The following is a 13,539-nucleotide window of genomic DNA, read 5'->3' on the forward strand; positions in this document are numbered from 1 at the left end:
CGTCTGGATCACCCTTCCCAGTCCAGGCCACGGGGCGCACCGCGGAATCCGGCGGCACGCAGCGCGTCGGTCAGTGCATCGCGACCGACCGGTGCATCGTTGACCAGCTCCAGGGTGAAGCGCCCCCGTCGGCCACGCCCCAACGCCGCCGCCAATGCCTGGCACGCGGCGCGGGTGAGATCCGCGCTTGCCTGCGTCGCATCGAACCACGTGAGCAACTGGCGCCCGCCTTGTGCCAGGTACATCAGGGGGCGCCCGGCGCCGATGACCACCAGCGCGCCGGCGCGTCGCACCGGGCGCAAAGTGGCCGTATGCGCTGGCCACGGCAGCACGCTGCCAAACGGGTTGGCCGGGTCCAGCGCGGACAGCCCCACCACCACCAGCGACGGCGCTGCCTGCAGGGTGTCGGCGATGGCGCGCAGCCGGTCCACCGTGGCGCGCTCGGCGAACTGCGCCCCGCCCAGGCCCGTCACGAAGCGGCCGCGCAGTACGCGGCCGGCATCTTCCATGCCGCGATACACCTGCTGCAACGCTGGGAATCCCCCTGCGATGCCCTCGGCCACCGCCGCGCCACGGGTGACGATGGCATGCCGGTCGAGCAGGCCGTCGGCGAGCGCCACCGCACGCACCGTGTCGCTGGTGGTCTCGCGCGGCAGCAATGACCAGCGCCCGGCCAGGCTGGGTGCGGCGAAGCTCGCGGCCGCGGTCGGCGACGTGTCGGTGTGCTCGCGCGGCCCGGCCATGTCGATCCAGCGCGGATCGCGCTGCCGGCGGGTTAGCCGGACCATCCGCGGACGCGGCGTGCGCGTGCCGGCCAGCCCGCGCAGCGGCGACCAGATGTCGGTGGTGACATGGCCGGCCCAGACCAGGTCCCAGAGGGCCGCATGCAGCGTGTCCGGAGTGATCGCCGGCACCGTGTCCGGATCCGTCGCCGTGTTGGCCACCCGCCCCTGCACGGCCATCGCCAAGGCGCGCGCAAAATAGGCACCGCCCTCGCCCAGCACCGCCACGATGGCCTGCTGCAACGGCGAAAGGTCGGTCACGGTGGGTATCGGCAGGGTCTCGAACGCGACCTCCTGCAGGTGCAGTGAGACCAGCCCATCATCGTCGCCGATGCGCGCATGACCGGCCCACAGCACGCTGCCGGTGGCGAGCAGTTCATCCAGCATGCCCGGTGCGTAGTCGCCCACCCGTGCGGGCAGAATCTGGCTCTCCCAGACCGATGCGGGCGCGCTCACGCCGGCCAGCAGTTCCACCACCCTCGTCACGCCATCAATGCCGTGCAACGCGGCGGTGGACGCGTGGGCCACGCGCACCGGCGGCGCCGCGTCGGGCACCAGGCCCTGCCGCTCCAGCAGCAGCAGCGCGTAGGCATCCTGCGCGACAGGCCGGGTGGCCGCGCGCGCCGCCTGCAGCGAGCGCGAGCGCAGCCGACGCAGCACGTCGTCGGCCACCCATTCGTGATGGGCCAGCGCCAGCGGTGCGGGCACGCCAGCCGCCGCCTCCTGCCCCTGGCGGACGACCCCGAAGCTGCCGCGCAGCACCTTGCCCTGCGCCTGCAACTGCTCCAGCGCTGCGTCGGCCACCACCACACCCACGCCGAATGCCGTTGCCACCTGCGCGGTGGTAAAGGGCGCGTGGGTACGCGCGTAACGGGCCAGCAGTTCCCCAAGCGGATCGGTGGATGGCGGCAACACGGCATGCGGTGGCAACGCTGGCAACGCGATGCCCAGCGCATCGCGCAGCCGCGTGGCATCTTCCACCGCGGCCCAGTGTTCGCTGCCAGCCAAGGGGATGCGCAGGGCGCGGTGGTCGCGTTCGAGGGCGTGCAGGTGCTCGATGGCCGCCTCGTCCACCAGCCGTCGCGCCACCTCGGTCAGTGACAGCGGGCCCAGCTCGCGCAGCAGGTCAGCCACGCCTTCCCTGCCCTTCGCGCGCCGCGCCGGCGCAAGACGCTGCAGCTCCGCACCGACCTGGTCGACCACGGCCGCGTCCAGCAGCTCGCCCATGTCCACCTGTCCGAGCAGGTCGGCCAGCAGGCCGTCATCCAGCGACAGGACCGACGCGCGTCGCTCGGCCAGCGGCACGTCGGTGCCATACATGAACTCGGCCACGTAGCCGAACAACAGGTTCGCCGCGAACGGCGATGGCACCTCGGTGGTGACCTCGGCGATGGCCACGCTGCCCTCGGCCAGGCGCTGCATCAGCGCGCCCAGCGCCTGCAGGTCGTACACGTCCTGCAGGCACTCGCGCGCGGCCTCGATCAGGATCGGGAAGTCGGGGTAGCGCTGTGCGATGGCCAGCAGTTCGGCCGCCCGCAGGCGTTGCTGCCACAGCGGCGAACGCCGCCCCGGGCTGCGTCGCGGCAGCAACAGCGCACGCGCCGCGCATTCGCGGAAACGGGCCGCGAACAGCGCCGATGTTCCCACCGCACGCGCCACCTCGCGCCGCACCTGCTCCGGGTCGAACAGGAACAGGTCTGCGCCGGGCAGGCGGCCAGCCGTATCGGGAATCCGCGCGATGATGCCATCGTCGCTGGCCACCACCGCCGGGTCCACGCCCCAGCGTTCGCGGATGCGCGCGGCCATCGCCAGGGCCCACGGGTCGTGCACGCGCCGCCCGTAAGGCGAATGCAGCATCAGCCGCCAATCGCCGTTCTCGTCGCGGCAACGCTCCACGACCAGCCTGCGGTCGGTGGGCAGCACGCCGGTGGCCTGGCGCTGCTCGTCCAGCAGCCCGTAAATGTTGTCGATGGCATTGCTGGCCAGCCCGCAGGCCTGCAGGCGTTCGGTCATCGCGGCGGGCCGCTCGCCTTCATCGGCAGCGCGTTCCAGCGCCGCTATGAAGGCCCCGACCGCCTCGCCCAGTTCCGCCGGCCGTCCCACGCCTTCGCCGCGCCAGAACGGCAACCGCGCCGAGCGCCCGGGCGCCGGCGTCACCACCACCTGGTCGTGGGTGATCTGTTCGATGCGCCACGACGTGGCGCCCAGCGTGATCACATCGTTGACCCGCGACTCGTGCACCATTTCTTCGTCCAGCTCGCCCACGCGCCGTGACCCGGCACGCTCCTCGCCTTCGGGCAGCACCACGCCGAACATGCCGCGGTCGGGGATGGTGCCGCCGCTGGTCACGGCCAGCTGCTTCGCGCCCGGCCGCGCCTCCAGCGTGCCGGTCTGCCGGTTCCAGACCAGGCGCGGGCGGAAGCCGGCGAAGTCGTCGGACGGATAGCGCCCCGTAAGCATGTCCAGGGTTGCATCGAACGCACTGCGTGGCAGCGTGCGATACGGCGCGGCGCGGCGCACGCGGGCATACCACGCATCCACATCCAGGGTATCCATGGCGGCGGCCGCCACCGTCTGCTGGGCCAGGACGTCCAACGGGTTCTGCGGTGGATCCACCGCTTCGATACCTCCGGCCAGCATGCGCTCGATGGCCACGGTGGCGTCGATGAGGTCGCGCCGCGTGCGCGGGTACACCAGCCCCGTGGACGTGCCACCGACCTGGTGACTGGCCCGCCCCACCCGTTGCAGCGCGCTGGCCACCGACGGCGGCGCCGCGACCTGGATCACCAGATCGACGCGCCCCATGTCGATGCCCAGCTCCAGGCTGGAGGTAGCCACCACGCAGCGCAGTTGGCCGGATTTCAACGCCTGTTCGATCTCGCGGCGCTGCTCCTTGGACACCGACCCATGGTGCGAACGCGCAATCAGCGTCGCCGCGCCGCTCACCCGCCCGCTGGTGCCGCCGTTGAAGGAGGCGTAATGGCCGTCGGCAGGCACGGCATGCGGCGCGGCGGCTGGCGGTGCGTGCAGGCCGGGATCGCGCGCCAGGCGGTCGGCATACAGCTCGTTGAGCCGCGCGGTGAGTTTTTCGGCCACGCCGCGTGAGTTGGCAAAGACGATGGTGGCGCGTCGCGACAGCACCTGGTCCAGGATGCTGGCTTCCACGTGCGGCCAGATCGAACCGACCCGGCCCGCCAGCGCAGTGCCGCCCTCGCCCAGCGGCGAGGGAATATCGGCCATGTCCTCCACCGGCACCACGATGCGCACGTCCAGCTGCCGGTCCGACGGCGGGTTGACCACGGTGACGGGCCGGTCGCCGCCCAGGAAGCCAGCCACCTCCTCCACAGGACGCACCGTGGCCGACAGGCCGATCCGCTGCACCGGTTGCTGCGCCAGTGCGTCCAGGCGCTCCAGGCTCAGCGCGAGGTGGGTGCCGCGTTTGCTGCCGGCTACCGCGTGGATCTCGTCGATGATCACCGTATGCACGTCGCGCAGGCTGTCGCGCGCCTTGGAGGTGAGCATCAGGAACAGCGATTCGGGCGTGGTGATCAGGATGTCCGGCGGCCGCCGCAGCAACCGGGCGCGTTCGGCGCTGGTGGTGTCGCCGCTGCGGATCGCCACCGACAACGCCAGCGCCGGGTCGCCGAGCAGTGCGCGCTGCGCGTTGACCCCCTCCAACGGCACCTGCAGGTTGCGGTGCACGTCCGCGCCCAGTGCCTTGATCGGCGAGATGTACAGCACGCCGGTGCCGTCACCGGGCACGCGCGGCTGCCGCGCACGCACCCGGAACAGGCGGTCGATGGCATGCAGGAACGCGGCCAGGGTCTTGCCCGATCCGGTCGGCGCGATCACCAGCGTGTGGTCACCGGCACCAATGGCCGCCCACGCGGCGACCTGCACCGGCGTGGCAGCGTCGAACGCGGACGTGAACCAGGCTCGGGTGGCCGGTTCGAAGGCGGCCAGTGATGGCGTGGTGTGGGGCGTGGAAGTGGGCATGGGCGGAACAGATGATCGCCTCAAGGCGCGTTCACCACCACCCACGTGGGCGCATGGTCGCTCGCCTTGTCCTGCAGGCGCACCCAGCGGTCCACGCCGGCGTCCTTGAGACGGTCGGCCAGCGCGGGATTGAGCAGCAGGTGGTCGATGCGCAGCCCACGGTCGCGCTCGGCATGCTGGCGGAAATAGTCCCAGAACGTATAGATCACGTCGTCGGGGTTGCGCGCACGCAGCGCATCGGTCCAGCCCTGCGCCAACAAGCGCGCGTAGGCATCGCGCACGTCCGGCTGCAGCAGGGCATCCTTGCGCCAGGCCTTGGGGTCGTACACGTCCGCGTCGGTGGGAATGACGTTGAAGTCGCCCATGATCACCACAGGGTGCGGCAACGCCACCAGGCTGCGGGCGTGTTTGATCAGGCGCTCCATCCAGCGCAGCTTGTAGTCGAACTTCGGGCCCGGTTGCGGATTGCCGTTGGGCAGGTAGATGCCCGCCACCACGATGCCGTGGATGGCCGCTTCCAGGTAGCGGCTCTGGGTGTCGGCCGGTTCGCCCGGCAAGCGCCGGCGGCTTTCAACCGGCGTCACCCCGCGCCCCAGCAAGGCCACGCCGTTCCAGCGCGCTTCACCCAGCCATAGCGCGCCATAGCCGGCCTGTTCCAGTTCGGCGGCCGGAAAAGCCGCGTCGGTTGCCTTCAGCTCCTGCAGCGCCACCACGTCGGGCTTCTCGGCCGCCAGCCACGCCAGCAGGTGCGGCAACCGCGTGCCGATGCCGTTGACGTTGTAGGTAGCCAGCGTGAGGGTCTTGCGCCGCGTCATCGGCCTGGCCTCGCCAGCGAAGGGAAGGTACAACGACAGCGCGCGGGTGCGCGTGCGTGCAGTGAGTTCGGCAAGGAAGCGTTGACCATGCGCCGATTAGACGCCGGTGCATGTCATCGGCGCGTCACCCTGACCGGCGGCTCACAACCGCCCCCGTACCCTGCGGGCATGCGCCGCTTCGCCCAAGCCATCGCCGACCCTTCCTCACTGCCCGTTGGACTGCCCGCCTCGCTGGCCGACGCACTTGCCACCGCCCCGGACCGCTACAACATCGGCAAGAACGGCAGCGCCACCGTGCTCGCCCGCGACGGCGATGGCAGCCTGGTGGCAGCGGACATGCGCTGGGGGCTGATTCCGCGCTGGTCCAAACAACCGTCCACGCCCTACACCACCGTGACCGCGCGGCTGGAGCGCGCCGCCAAAAGCCGCATCTTCGCCCAGGCCTGGCAGCAGCGACCCTGCGTGGTTGCCCTGACCGGCTATTACAAATGGGATCGGCAGCGTCGCCCGCCGTGGCCGTTGTTCGTGCAACGCACCGACGGCCTGGCGCTGCTGGCGGCCGGCCTGTGGGAACACTGGGCCGGCGAAGATGGCGAGGAGATCGACAGCTTCACCGTGCTGACCGCGCCGAACCCCGGCATCCCTGCCCCGCTCACGCCCGATGGACCGGTGTTCATCGATGCGCCGGTGGCGATGGCGTGGCTGTCCGGTGCCCTGCATACGCCCGCCGCACTTCAGGCGCAGGCCTATACGCCAGCGCTGGAGGCCTATCCGGTGAGCCGCGCCTTCCGTGATCCCGCGCGCGACGACTACACCCTGCTGGAACCGGTGGACCCGGCCGCGGAAGGCGCCGACAGCGGCCCCGCGGCGTGGGATGGCGATGGTCTGGACGATGAAGACGGCGCGGACTAGCGCACGCGTTGGCCGCATGCCTCTGTCAACGGCGACGTAACACAACTTGGCGCTGCGTTGACATCGGCAGGCACAGGATCAACTACCCCCTCAGTAAAAACCCCATGAACGGTAGTGTGCGCATTCCCCCCTCGCGTGGCGTTGTTCTGGTCGTGGAAGACGAGATCGACGTGTCCCGGTTGTTCGTCGAAGTGCTCAGCCAGGCCGGTTATGACGTGGTACCGGCATACTCGGTCACTGACGCGCTCGGCACCCTGGTTTACCAGCGCTTTGACGCCGCCGTGCTGGACATCGAGCTGGGCGACGGGCCCGTGTTTCCGGTAGCTGATCGCCTCGCCCGCACCGGCACGCCGTTCCTGTTCGCCTCGGCGGTCTACATCCAGATGGTTCCGAAGCAGCATCAGGGCGTTCCCTTCATCGGCAAGCCCTTCAACATCAACGAACTGGTGGCACGCGTCGAGGACGCCGTCGAACGCGGCCGCAACGGCCCACCGTCCAACCGCGCCGCAGACTGAGTTTCCCCGCCATGGCCGCGCCGTCCGGTTCCCGTCTGGTCATCTACGCCGCACTGGTCGGCAATCTGTGCATCGCCATCGCCAAGTTCGTGGCCGCCGGCCTGTCGGGCAGTTCGGCGATGCTCAGCGAGGGCGTGCATTCGCTGGTGGATACCATCAACGAGGTGCTGTTGCTGTACGGCCTGCGCCGCTCGGAGAAGAAGCCCGACACCGTGCACCCGTTCGGCTATGGGCGCGAGCTGTACTTCTGGAGCTTCATCGTGGCACTGCTGGTGTTCGCCGCCGGTGCGGGCGTATCGGCGTACGAAGGCATCCAGCACATCCGCCACCCCGAGCCGGCCACCAACCACCTGATCAGCTATTCGGTGCTGGGCATCTCCATCGCGTTTGAAGGCGCGTCGTGGTGGATCGCGCTGCGCGAGTTCCGTGCCACCAAGGGCACGATGGGCTACTTCGAGGCCTTCCGCCGCAGCAAGGACCCCACCACCTTCACCGTGTTGCTGGAAGACAGTGCGGCGCTGCTGGGTCTTGGCTTTGCGCTGGTGGGCCTGTTGGCTGCACAACTGCTGGACATGCCGGTGCTCGATGGCGTCGCCTCGCTGTGCATTGCCGCCGTGCTCGCCGTCACTGCCTTCCTGCTCGCCCGCGAAACCAAGGGGCTGCTGGTGGGCGAGCCGGCTCACCCCAGCGTGGCCAACCGGATCCTGGCGGTAGCCAACACCGACCCGGACCTGCGCAAGGCCAACGGCGTCACCACCATGCAGATGGGGCCCGACCAGGTGGTGGCAATGCTGAGCGCCGAATTCGAGGACGACCGCACCACCCCGCAGATCGAGGCGTGCATCACCCGCATCGAGAAGGCAGTGAAAGCCGAGTATCCCGAGCTGGTGGCGCTGTTCGTGAAGCCGCAGACGCCGGAGGTGTTCCGCGCGCGACGGGCGGCGCTCGGCGAGCACCGCCCGTCACCGTAAGCACCGGCCCGCTCAGGCCAGCGGAAGCATCTGGCGCACGCTGCGCAGCAGTTCGTTGACGCTGAACGGCTTGGGCAACAAGGCCATCCCGGTTCCGAGGAAGTCGTTACGTACCACCGCGCTCTCGGTATAGCCGGTGATGAACAGGACCGGCAACTGCGGGCGCAATGTGCGGGCAGCGTCGCCCAGCTCACGGCCGTTCATACCGGGCAGGCCCACGTCGGACAGCAGCAGGTCGATGCCGCGCTCGGAATGCAGCTCCAGCAGCGCCTGTTGCGCGTTGATTGCCTCCACGACCTGGTAGCCCGACTCCATCAGCATCTCGCGCACCATCATGCGCACCGAGTCGGTGTCGTCCACCAGCAGGATCCGCTCGGACCGTCCACGCGGTACCTGGGTGGGCTGCGGCGCCTGCTCGGGGCTGAGCAGCTGGCCTTCGGGCAGCAGAAGTTCGATCTCGGTCCCTTCCCCGCGCTCGCTGGCGATGCGCGCACTGCCGCCGGACTGCCGGGCAAACCCGTAGGTCATCGACAAGCCCAGGCCGGTGCCCTCGCCCTGCGGCTTGGTGGTGAAGAACGGCTCGAAGACCTTGGTCAGCAGCTCAAGCGGAATGCCGCTGCCGTTGTCGAGCACCTTCACGCTGATGTAGTGCCCCGGCGCCAGCTCATGGTCGCGCTCCACATGGGTGCGGCCGGCCCGGATCCGGATCAGCCCCTGGCCGGCCAGCGCGTCGCGCGCGTTGATCACCAGATTGAGGATCACGTTCTCGAACTGGTTCGGATCGGCCACGGCCACCATGGGCTGCGCACCCAGCTCCAGTTCCAGCTCGATGTTTTCGCCAATCGACCGGCGCAGCATGTCTTCCAGCGAGCGGATCCGGGCCACCACGTCGAAGGTCTGCGGATCGAGCGGCTGCTTGCGTGCGAAGGCCAGCATGCGCTGGGTCAGCGCGGCAGCGCGGTGGGCCGAGGCGGTGGCGATGTCGACATAGCGAGAGGCCTTGTCCCAAGCGCCTCGGGCCACGGCGATCTCGATCATGTCCAGGCCGGAGATGATCGTGGTCAGCAGGTTGTTGAAGTCGTGCGCGATGCCGCCGGTGAGCTGGCCCAGCGAATCCATCTTCTGCGCCTGCAGCAGCTCGACCTCGGTGCGCTGGCGCTCTGCGATCTGGAAGGCCAGTTCCGAGGTCGCGCTTTCCAGTTCCTGGCGCTGCTCGGTCTCGCGCGCGTGGCGTTCGGTGGTGTCCTGGACCAGCACCAGGCCCTGGCCGGGCGCACGGTACGGCGTGACGCGCCATTCGGTGATGCGCGTTGCCGCGCCCGCGCGCAGGGTGAACGTGCCCTGCCAGCGCTCGCCCTCGGCCAGCGCAACCTTCAGCGCACTCAGCGGGACCACCTGGTCAGCCAGCAGCGCCTCCAGCCGGCCCGGCGCGCCGTCTTCACCGAGCAACCGCACGAAGGCGTCGTTGGCATCGTGGTAGCGCAGATCGGCATCCAGTACCGCGATCGGCGCGTTGATCTGGCGGAAGATCTCGCCAAAACGTGCTTCGGCTTCACGCAGGGCTTCTTCCGAACGCCGCGCGCGCAACAGCGTGCGCAACGTGGCCAGCAGGACGTCCGGATCGACCGGGTGGATCAGGTAGGCATCCGCACCGGCATTCAAGCCGGTGATGAGGTCGCCGGTGGCAATCGAGGCCGCCGACACGTGCACCACGGGCAGCAGACGCATGCGCGGGTCGTCGCGCAACTGCCGCACCACGTCGAACCCGCTCATGTCCGGCAGGTTGACGTCCAGCACCAGCGCACCGAAATCCTGCCGGGCCAGCTGTGCCAGGCCCTCCCCACCGGTACCGGCCTCTTCCACCTTGTAGCCGTGATGCTCGAGCACGCGCCGCACCGCATAGCGGGTTGCGGCGTTGTCATCCACCACCAGGATGCGATCAGAGTTCGGCACGGGGGGTCTCCTCGGCGAGCTTGTAGGGCAGCACCACGTAAAAGTCCGAGCCTTCGCCGACCACGCTGTCCACGCCCACATGGCCACCCAGCAGTTCGGCGAAGCGCTTGCACAGCGACAGCCCCAGGCCGGTGCCGCGCAGGCGCTTCTGCAGCGGCGTATCGACCTGGACGAAATCCTCGAACAGGGTGGACTGCAGGTCGGCCGGGATGCCGATGCCGGTGTCGCGCACGCTGAAGCGTACCGAATCCTCCCCTTGCATGCGGGCCGAGACGACCACCTGCCCGTTGGGGGTGAACTTCAGTGCGTTGGAAATGAAATTGCGCAGGATCTGCGCCAGCTTCTTGTCATCGGTGTACAGCATGGGCAACGCCGGCGGGTCCTCGAACAGGAGGTCCAGCTGGTCGCCTTCGACCAATGGGCGGAACATGCCGCGCAGCGCCGAGAACAGATCCATCAGGTCGAACCAGGCCGGCGAGATGGTGATGCGGCCGGCCTCGATCTTGGCCAGGTCCAGCAGGTCGTCCACCATCTCGCGCAGCTCGCTGGTGGAGGCGCTGATGAAGCGTACCTGGCGGCGCTGTTCGTCGGTGAGCGGGCCGTCCATGCCGTCTTCCAGCAGGCGCGTCATGCTCAGGATCGAGCCCAGCGGCGTGCGGAATTCGTGGCTCATGTAGGACAGGAACCGGCTTTTCAGCTCGGAGACCTCGCGCAGCTGCTCGGCCTGCTGGTCCAGCTCGGCATACAGCGCCAGCACGCCCTGGTTGGTTTCATCCAGCTCGGCGCGCAGCGCGTCGGCTTCCATGCGCAGCTGCTGCACCTGCTGATCGTTGGCAGTGGACATCAATGTAACTCTCCAAGTCGCAGGGCAACGATGCCGACATCGTCCCGACCGCGGTCGAAATCACGCTGCAGCACCGCCACGATCAATGCCGGGTGGCGATGGACCAGGCCGGGGTAGTCGCGCAGGCTCCAGCGCGCCTGCAGTCCGTCACTGTGCATGACCAGCAGCGTGCCTGCGTGAGTGTGGAAGTGAAAGGGTTGTGCCTTGCGGAACTGCACCCCGACGATGCCCGGGTGCGAGGCCATCCCGCGCGAACCGGTGGGCTCGCACAGCGAGGCGGAAATGTTGCCGATGCCGGCGAACTGCACGGTCTGGCCGTCCTGCCCGACACAGGCCACGGCGGCGGCGCCCCCGCGGCTGCCGGACATGCCCGCATGCATCGTGCCGATCAGCGTGGCAGCATCGAAGGCCGAGGCGGTGGCCATGGCCGCCGTGCCGGCCTGGGCGGCATCGGCCGCCGGCAGACCATGGCCCAGTCCATCGATCAGGGTCAGTGCGGTGGTGTGCCCATCGGCGCGCAGGTGCCAGCCGTCGCCACAGGCCACTTCATGGCGCATGGGAATGCGCAACGCGCCGTAGGCAAGGTCGATATCCGGCGCGCTTCGGCTCGGGTAGATGCGCGCCACGATCACCGCGCCGCGTGCATCGGACCAGGCATCGAGCACCGTTGCCTGGCGACGGATGGCGCCCAGCCCCAGCCCCTGGGTTCCGCCGGTTGAGACGCCATCGGGAAGGCACTCGGACAGCGAGAAACCGGGGCCGGCATCCTGCGTGCACAGTTCCACGCCACGACCCCTGCGGCCGCAGACCAGCGACAGGTACATGCGCCCGCCGCGACCGTGCTTGATCACGTTGGTGGCCAGTTCGGTGGCGGCCAGGGCCACGCGCCCGGCGTCCATCTCGTCAAAGCCGGCATGGTCGGCCAGGGCCAACGCTTCGCGCCGTGCCTGCCCGACCTGCGAGACTTCTTCGACCACCACCACCCGGGTCACCTGGCCGGTGAAGTTCAGGTCCATTTGGTGATGGCAATGCGCGTGCCCTCGCCGGGTGCGCTGTCCAGCTCGAAGTCGTCCACCAGCCGGCGCGACCCGGACAGGCCCAGGCCCATGCCCGAGCCGGACGACCAGCCATCGGTGAGTGCCTGGGCCAGATCGGGAATGCCGGGGCCCTGGTCGGTGAACACCAGGCGCACGCCCTTGCGCAGGCCGCTTTCCAGTATTTCCCATGCCATGGTGCCGCCGCCGCCGTAGATCACCGCGTTGCGGGCCAGCTCGCTGGCTGCGGTCACCAGTTTGGTCTGGTCGATCAGCCGCAGCTTGCACGCCACCGCCGCTTGGCGCGCGGCCTGGCGTGCCAGCACCACATCCTGTTCGACGCGGATCGGCAACACCCCGGTCGGCGCGGTCATGGCAGTTCTTCGTCGGTGCGCTGCAGCAGCTTCATGCCACGCTCGACGTTGAGCGCGGTACGCACGCCGCTGAGGGTGAGCCCCAGCTCCACCAGCGTGATCGCCACTGCCGGCTGCATGCCCACCACGACGGTGGTGGCATCCATGATCCGGGCAATGGAGGAGATGGTGGAAATCATGCGTCCGATGAAGGAATCGACGATGTCCAGGGCCGAGATGTCGATCAGCACGCCGCGCGCGGAGGTGCGGCGGATCTTCTCGCTCAGGTCGTCCTGCAGGGTCAGCGCCAGCTGGTCATGCATGTCCACCTGGATGGTCACCAGCAGCAGATCGCCCATCTGCAGAATTGGAATGCGTTCCATGTCAGCGCTCTGCCCGAACCACCGTCTGCCCGGTGCGCTTGAGCGCCAACGCCAGCGCGTCGGCCAGGTTGGCCTTGGTCACGATGCCCTGCAGGTCCAGCCCAAGGTGCACGATGGTCTGGGCGATCTGCGGCCGCACGCCACTGATGATGGCGTCGGCGCCCATCAGGCGGATGGCGGTCACCGTCTTGAGCAGATGCTGGGCCACCAGGGTGTCCACGGTGGGCACGCCGGTGATGTCGATGATGGCGATTTCCGAGCCGGTATCGACGATCCGCTGCAGCAGCGACTCCATCACCACCTGGGTGCGCTGCGAATCCAGCGTGCCGATCATCGGCAGCGCCAGCACGCCTTCCCACAGCTTCACCACCGGGGTGGACAGCTCCAGCATTTCTTCCTGCTGGCGCTGGATGACGTCTTCGCGGGTCTTCTGGAATGCCTTGACGCTGTGCAGGCCCAGCAGGTCCAGCAGTTCGGAGATCGCCCACAACTGGTCACCCAGCAACGCCGGGTCATCGGCATATCCCTGCTGGATCAGGTCGAAGAGCGGACGCTTGAGCGAGAACAGGAAGCGCGCGGTTTCGGCCGAGTCGAAGCCCTTGAGCACGCGGTCGCGCGACAGGTCTTCCAGGAACCGGCGGGTTTCCTGCCAGTCGGCGCCGGACAGGCTGCCCACGTTGGCCACCGACAGCGCCTGCAGGAACAGGCGCCAGAACTCGCGCACCTGGGCGTCCAGTTCGCGGGGTGACAAGCGCGCATCCTGGGTCTGGTTGCCGGAGGTCAGGCTGTCCGTCCACTGGGCCAGCAAAGGCTCCTGATGGCTGCGGATGAGATCGATCGTGCGCTGCTGCAAAGCCGCCATGCGGAATTCCTGCAAAGAAAGGTTGAGAACCAGACCGGCGCACCTGAATGGGCGCCGGGACGGGAGCTTAAATCAATTCAGGTAGCTGAGGAGCGTACGGTGAAGCGTCTGATGTGAAG

Annotated in this window: 11 protein-coding genes; 3 read left to right on the forward strand and 8 right to left on the reverse strand. The window is 68.9% G+C overall.

Features of this window, described 5'->3' with window-relative positions:
• Positions 1-8: 8 nt before the first annotated feature.
• Complete coding sequence (locus tag AC1DCJ_RS08890; protein ID WP_478070723.1) at positions 9-4,778, reverse strand: ATP-dependent helicase; 4,770 nt, start codon at positions 4,776-4,778, stop codon at positions 9-11.
• A gap of 20 nt (positions 4,779-4,798) precedes the next feature.
• Positions 4,799-5,593: an exodeoxyribonuclease III gene (xth, locus tag AC1DCJ_RS08895; RefSeq protein WP_478070724.1), complete on the reverse strand. Its 795-nt coding sequence runs from the start codon at positions 5,591-5,593 to the stop codon at positions 4,799-4,801.
• 87 nt (positions 5,594-5,680) lie between these two features.
• Here xth and AC1DCJ_RS08900 point away from each other — a divergent pair, with 87 nt between their 5' ends.
• The 3 genes from AC1DCJ_RS08900 (at position 5,681) to AC1DCJ_RS08910 (ending at position 7,991) form a co-directional block, all read left to right on the forward strand.
• Positions 5,681-6,505 carry an SOS response-associated peptidase gene (locus AC1DCJ_RS08900; protein ID WP_478070725.1) on the forward strand — a complete coding sequence of 275 codons (825 nt, stop codon included), beginning with the start codon at positions 5,681-5,683 and terminating at the stop codon, positions 6,503-6,505.
• 152 nt (positions 6,506-6,657) lie between these two features.
• Entirely contained in the window at positions 6,658-7,020 is a 363-nt protein-coding gene (locus AC1DCJ_RS08905; RefSeq protein WP_342342003.1) for a response regulator, read from the forward strand.
• Between the two features lie 11 nt (positions 7,021-7,031).
• On the forward strand, positions 7,032-7,991 hold the full coding sequence (locus AC1DCJ_RS08910) for a cation diffusion facilitator family transporter (protein WP_448136041.1): 960 nt from the start codon (positions 7,032-7,034) through the stop codon (positions 7,989-7,991).
• A 12-nt stretch (positions 7,992-8,003) separates the two neighbouring features.
• Here AC1DCJ_RS08910 and AC1DCJ_RS08915 read toward each other — a convergent pair whose 3' ends face one another.
• Genes AC1DCJ_RS08915 through AC1DCJ_RS08940 form a run of 6 tightly spaced genes read right to left on the reverse strand, consistent with a single transcriptional unit; the run spans position 8,004 to position 13,420 of the window.
• Positions 8,004-9,944, reverse strand: coding sequence for a response regulator (locus tag AC1DCJ_RS08915; RefSeq protein WP_314401899.1), 1,941 nt, complete (start codon positions 9,942-9,944; stop codon positions 8,004-8,006).
• On the reverse strand, positions 9,931-10,788 hold the full coding sequence (locus tag AC1DCJ_RS08920) for a sensor histidine kinase (RefSeq protein WP_141057011.1): 858 nt from the start codon (positions 10,786-10,788) through the stop codon (positions 9,931-9,933). Before AC1DCJ_RS08920 ends, AC1DCJ_RS08915 begins: the two co-directional genes overlap by 14 nt.
• Complete coding sequence (locus AC1DCJ_RS08925; protein WP_478070726.1) at positions 10,788-11,804, reverse strand: ATP-binding protein; 1,017 nt, start codon at positions 11,802-11,804, stop codon at positions 10,788-10,790. Before AC1DCJ_RS08925 ends, AC1DCJ_RS08920 begins: the two co-directional genes overlap by 1 nt.
• Positions 11,795-12,196: an ATP-binding protein gene (locus AC1DCJ_RS08930; RefSeq protein WP_038687824.1), complete on the reverse strand. Its 402-nt coding sequence runs from the start codon at positions 12,194-12,196 to the stop codon at positions 11,795-11,797. Before AC1DCJ_RS08930 ends, AC1DCJ_RS08925 begins: the two co-directional genes overlap by 10 nt.
• A complete protein-coding gene (locus AC1DCJ_RS08935) occupies positions 12,193-12,558 on the reverse strand; it encodes an STAS domain-containing protein (protein WP_038687823.1) in 366 nt (121 codons plus the stop codon). The genes AC1DCJ_RS08930 and AC1DCJ_RS08935 overlap by 4 nt, the downstream gene beginning before the upstream one ends.
• A gap of 1 nt (position 12,559) precedes the next feature.
• Entirely contained in the window at positions 12,560-13,420 is an 861-nt protein-coding gene (locus tag AC1DCJ_RS08940) for an STAS domain-containing protein (RefSeq protein ID WP_314401893.1), read from the reverse strand.
• Positions 13,421-13,539 lie beyond the last annotated feature (119 nt).

The sequence above is a fragment of the Stenotrophomonas sp. 10N36 genome, from assembly GCF_056395005.1.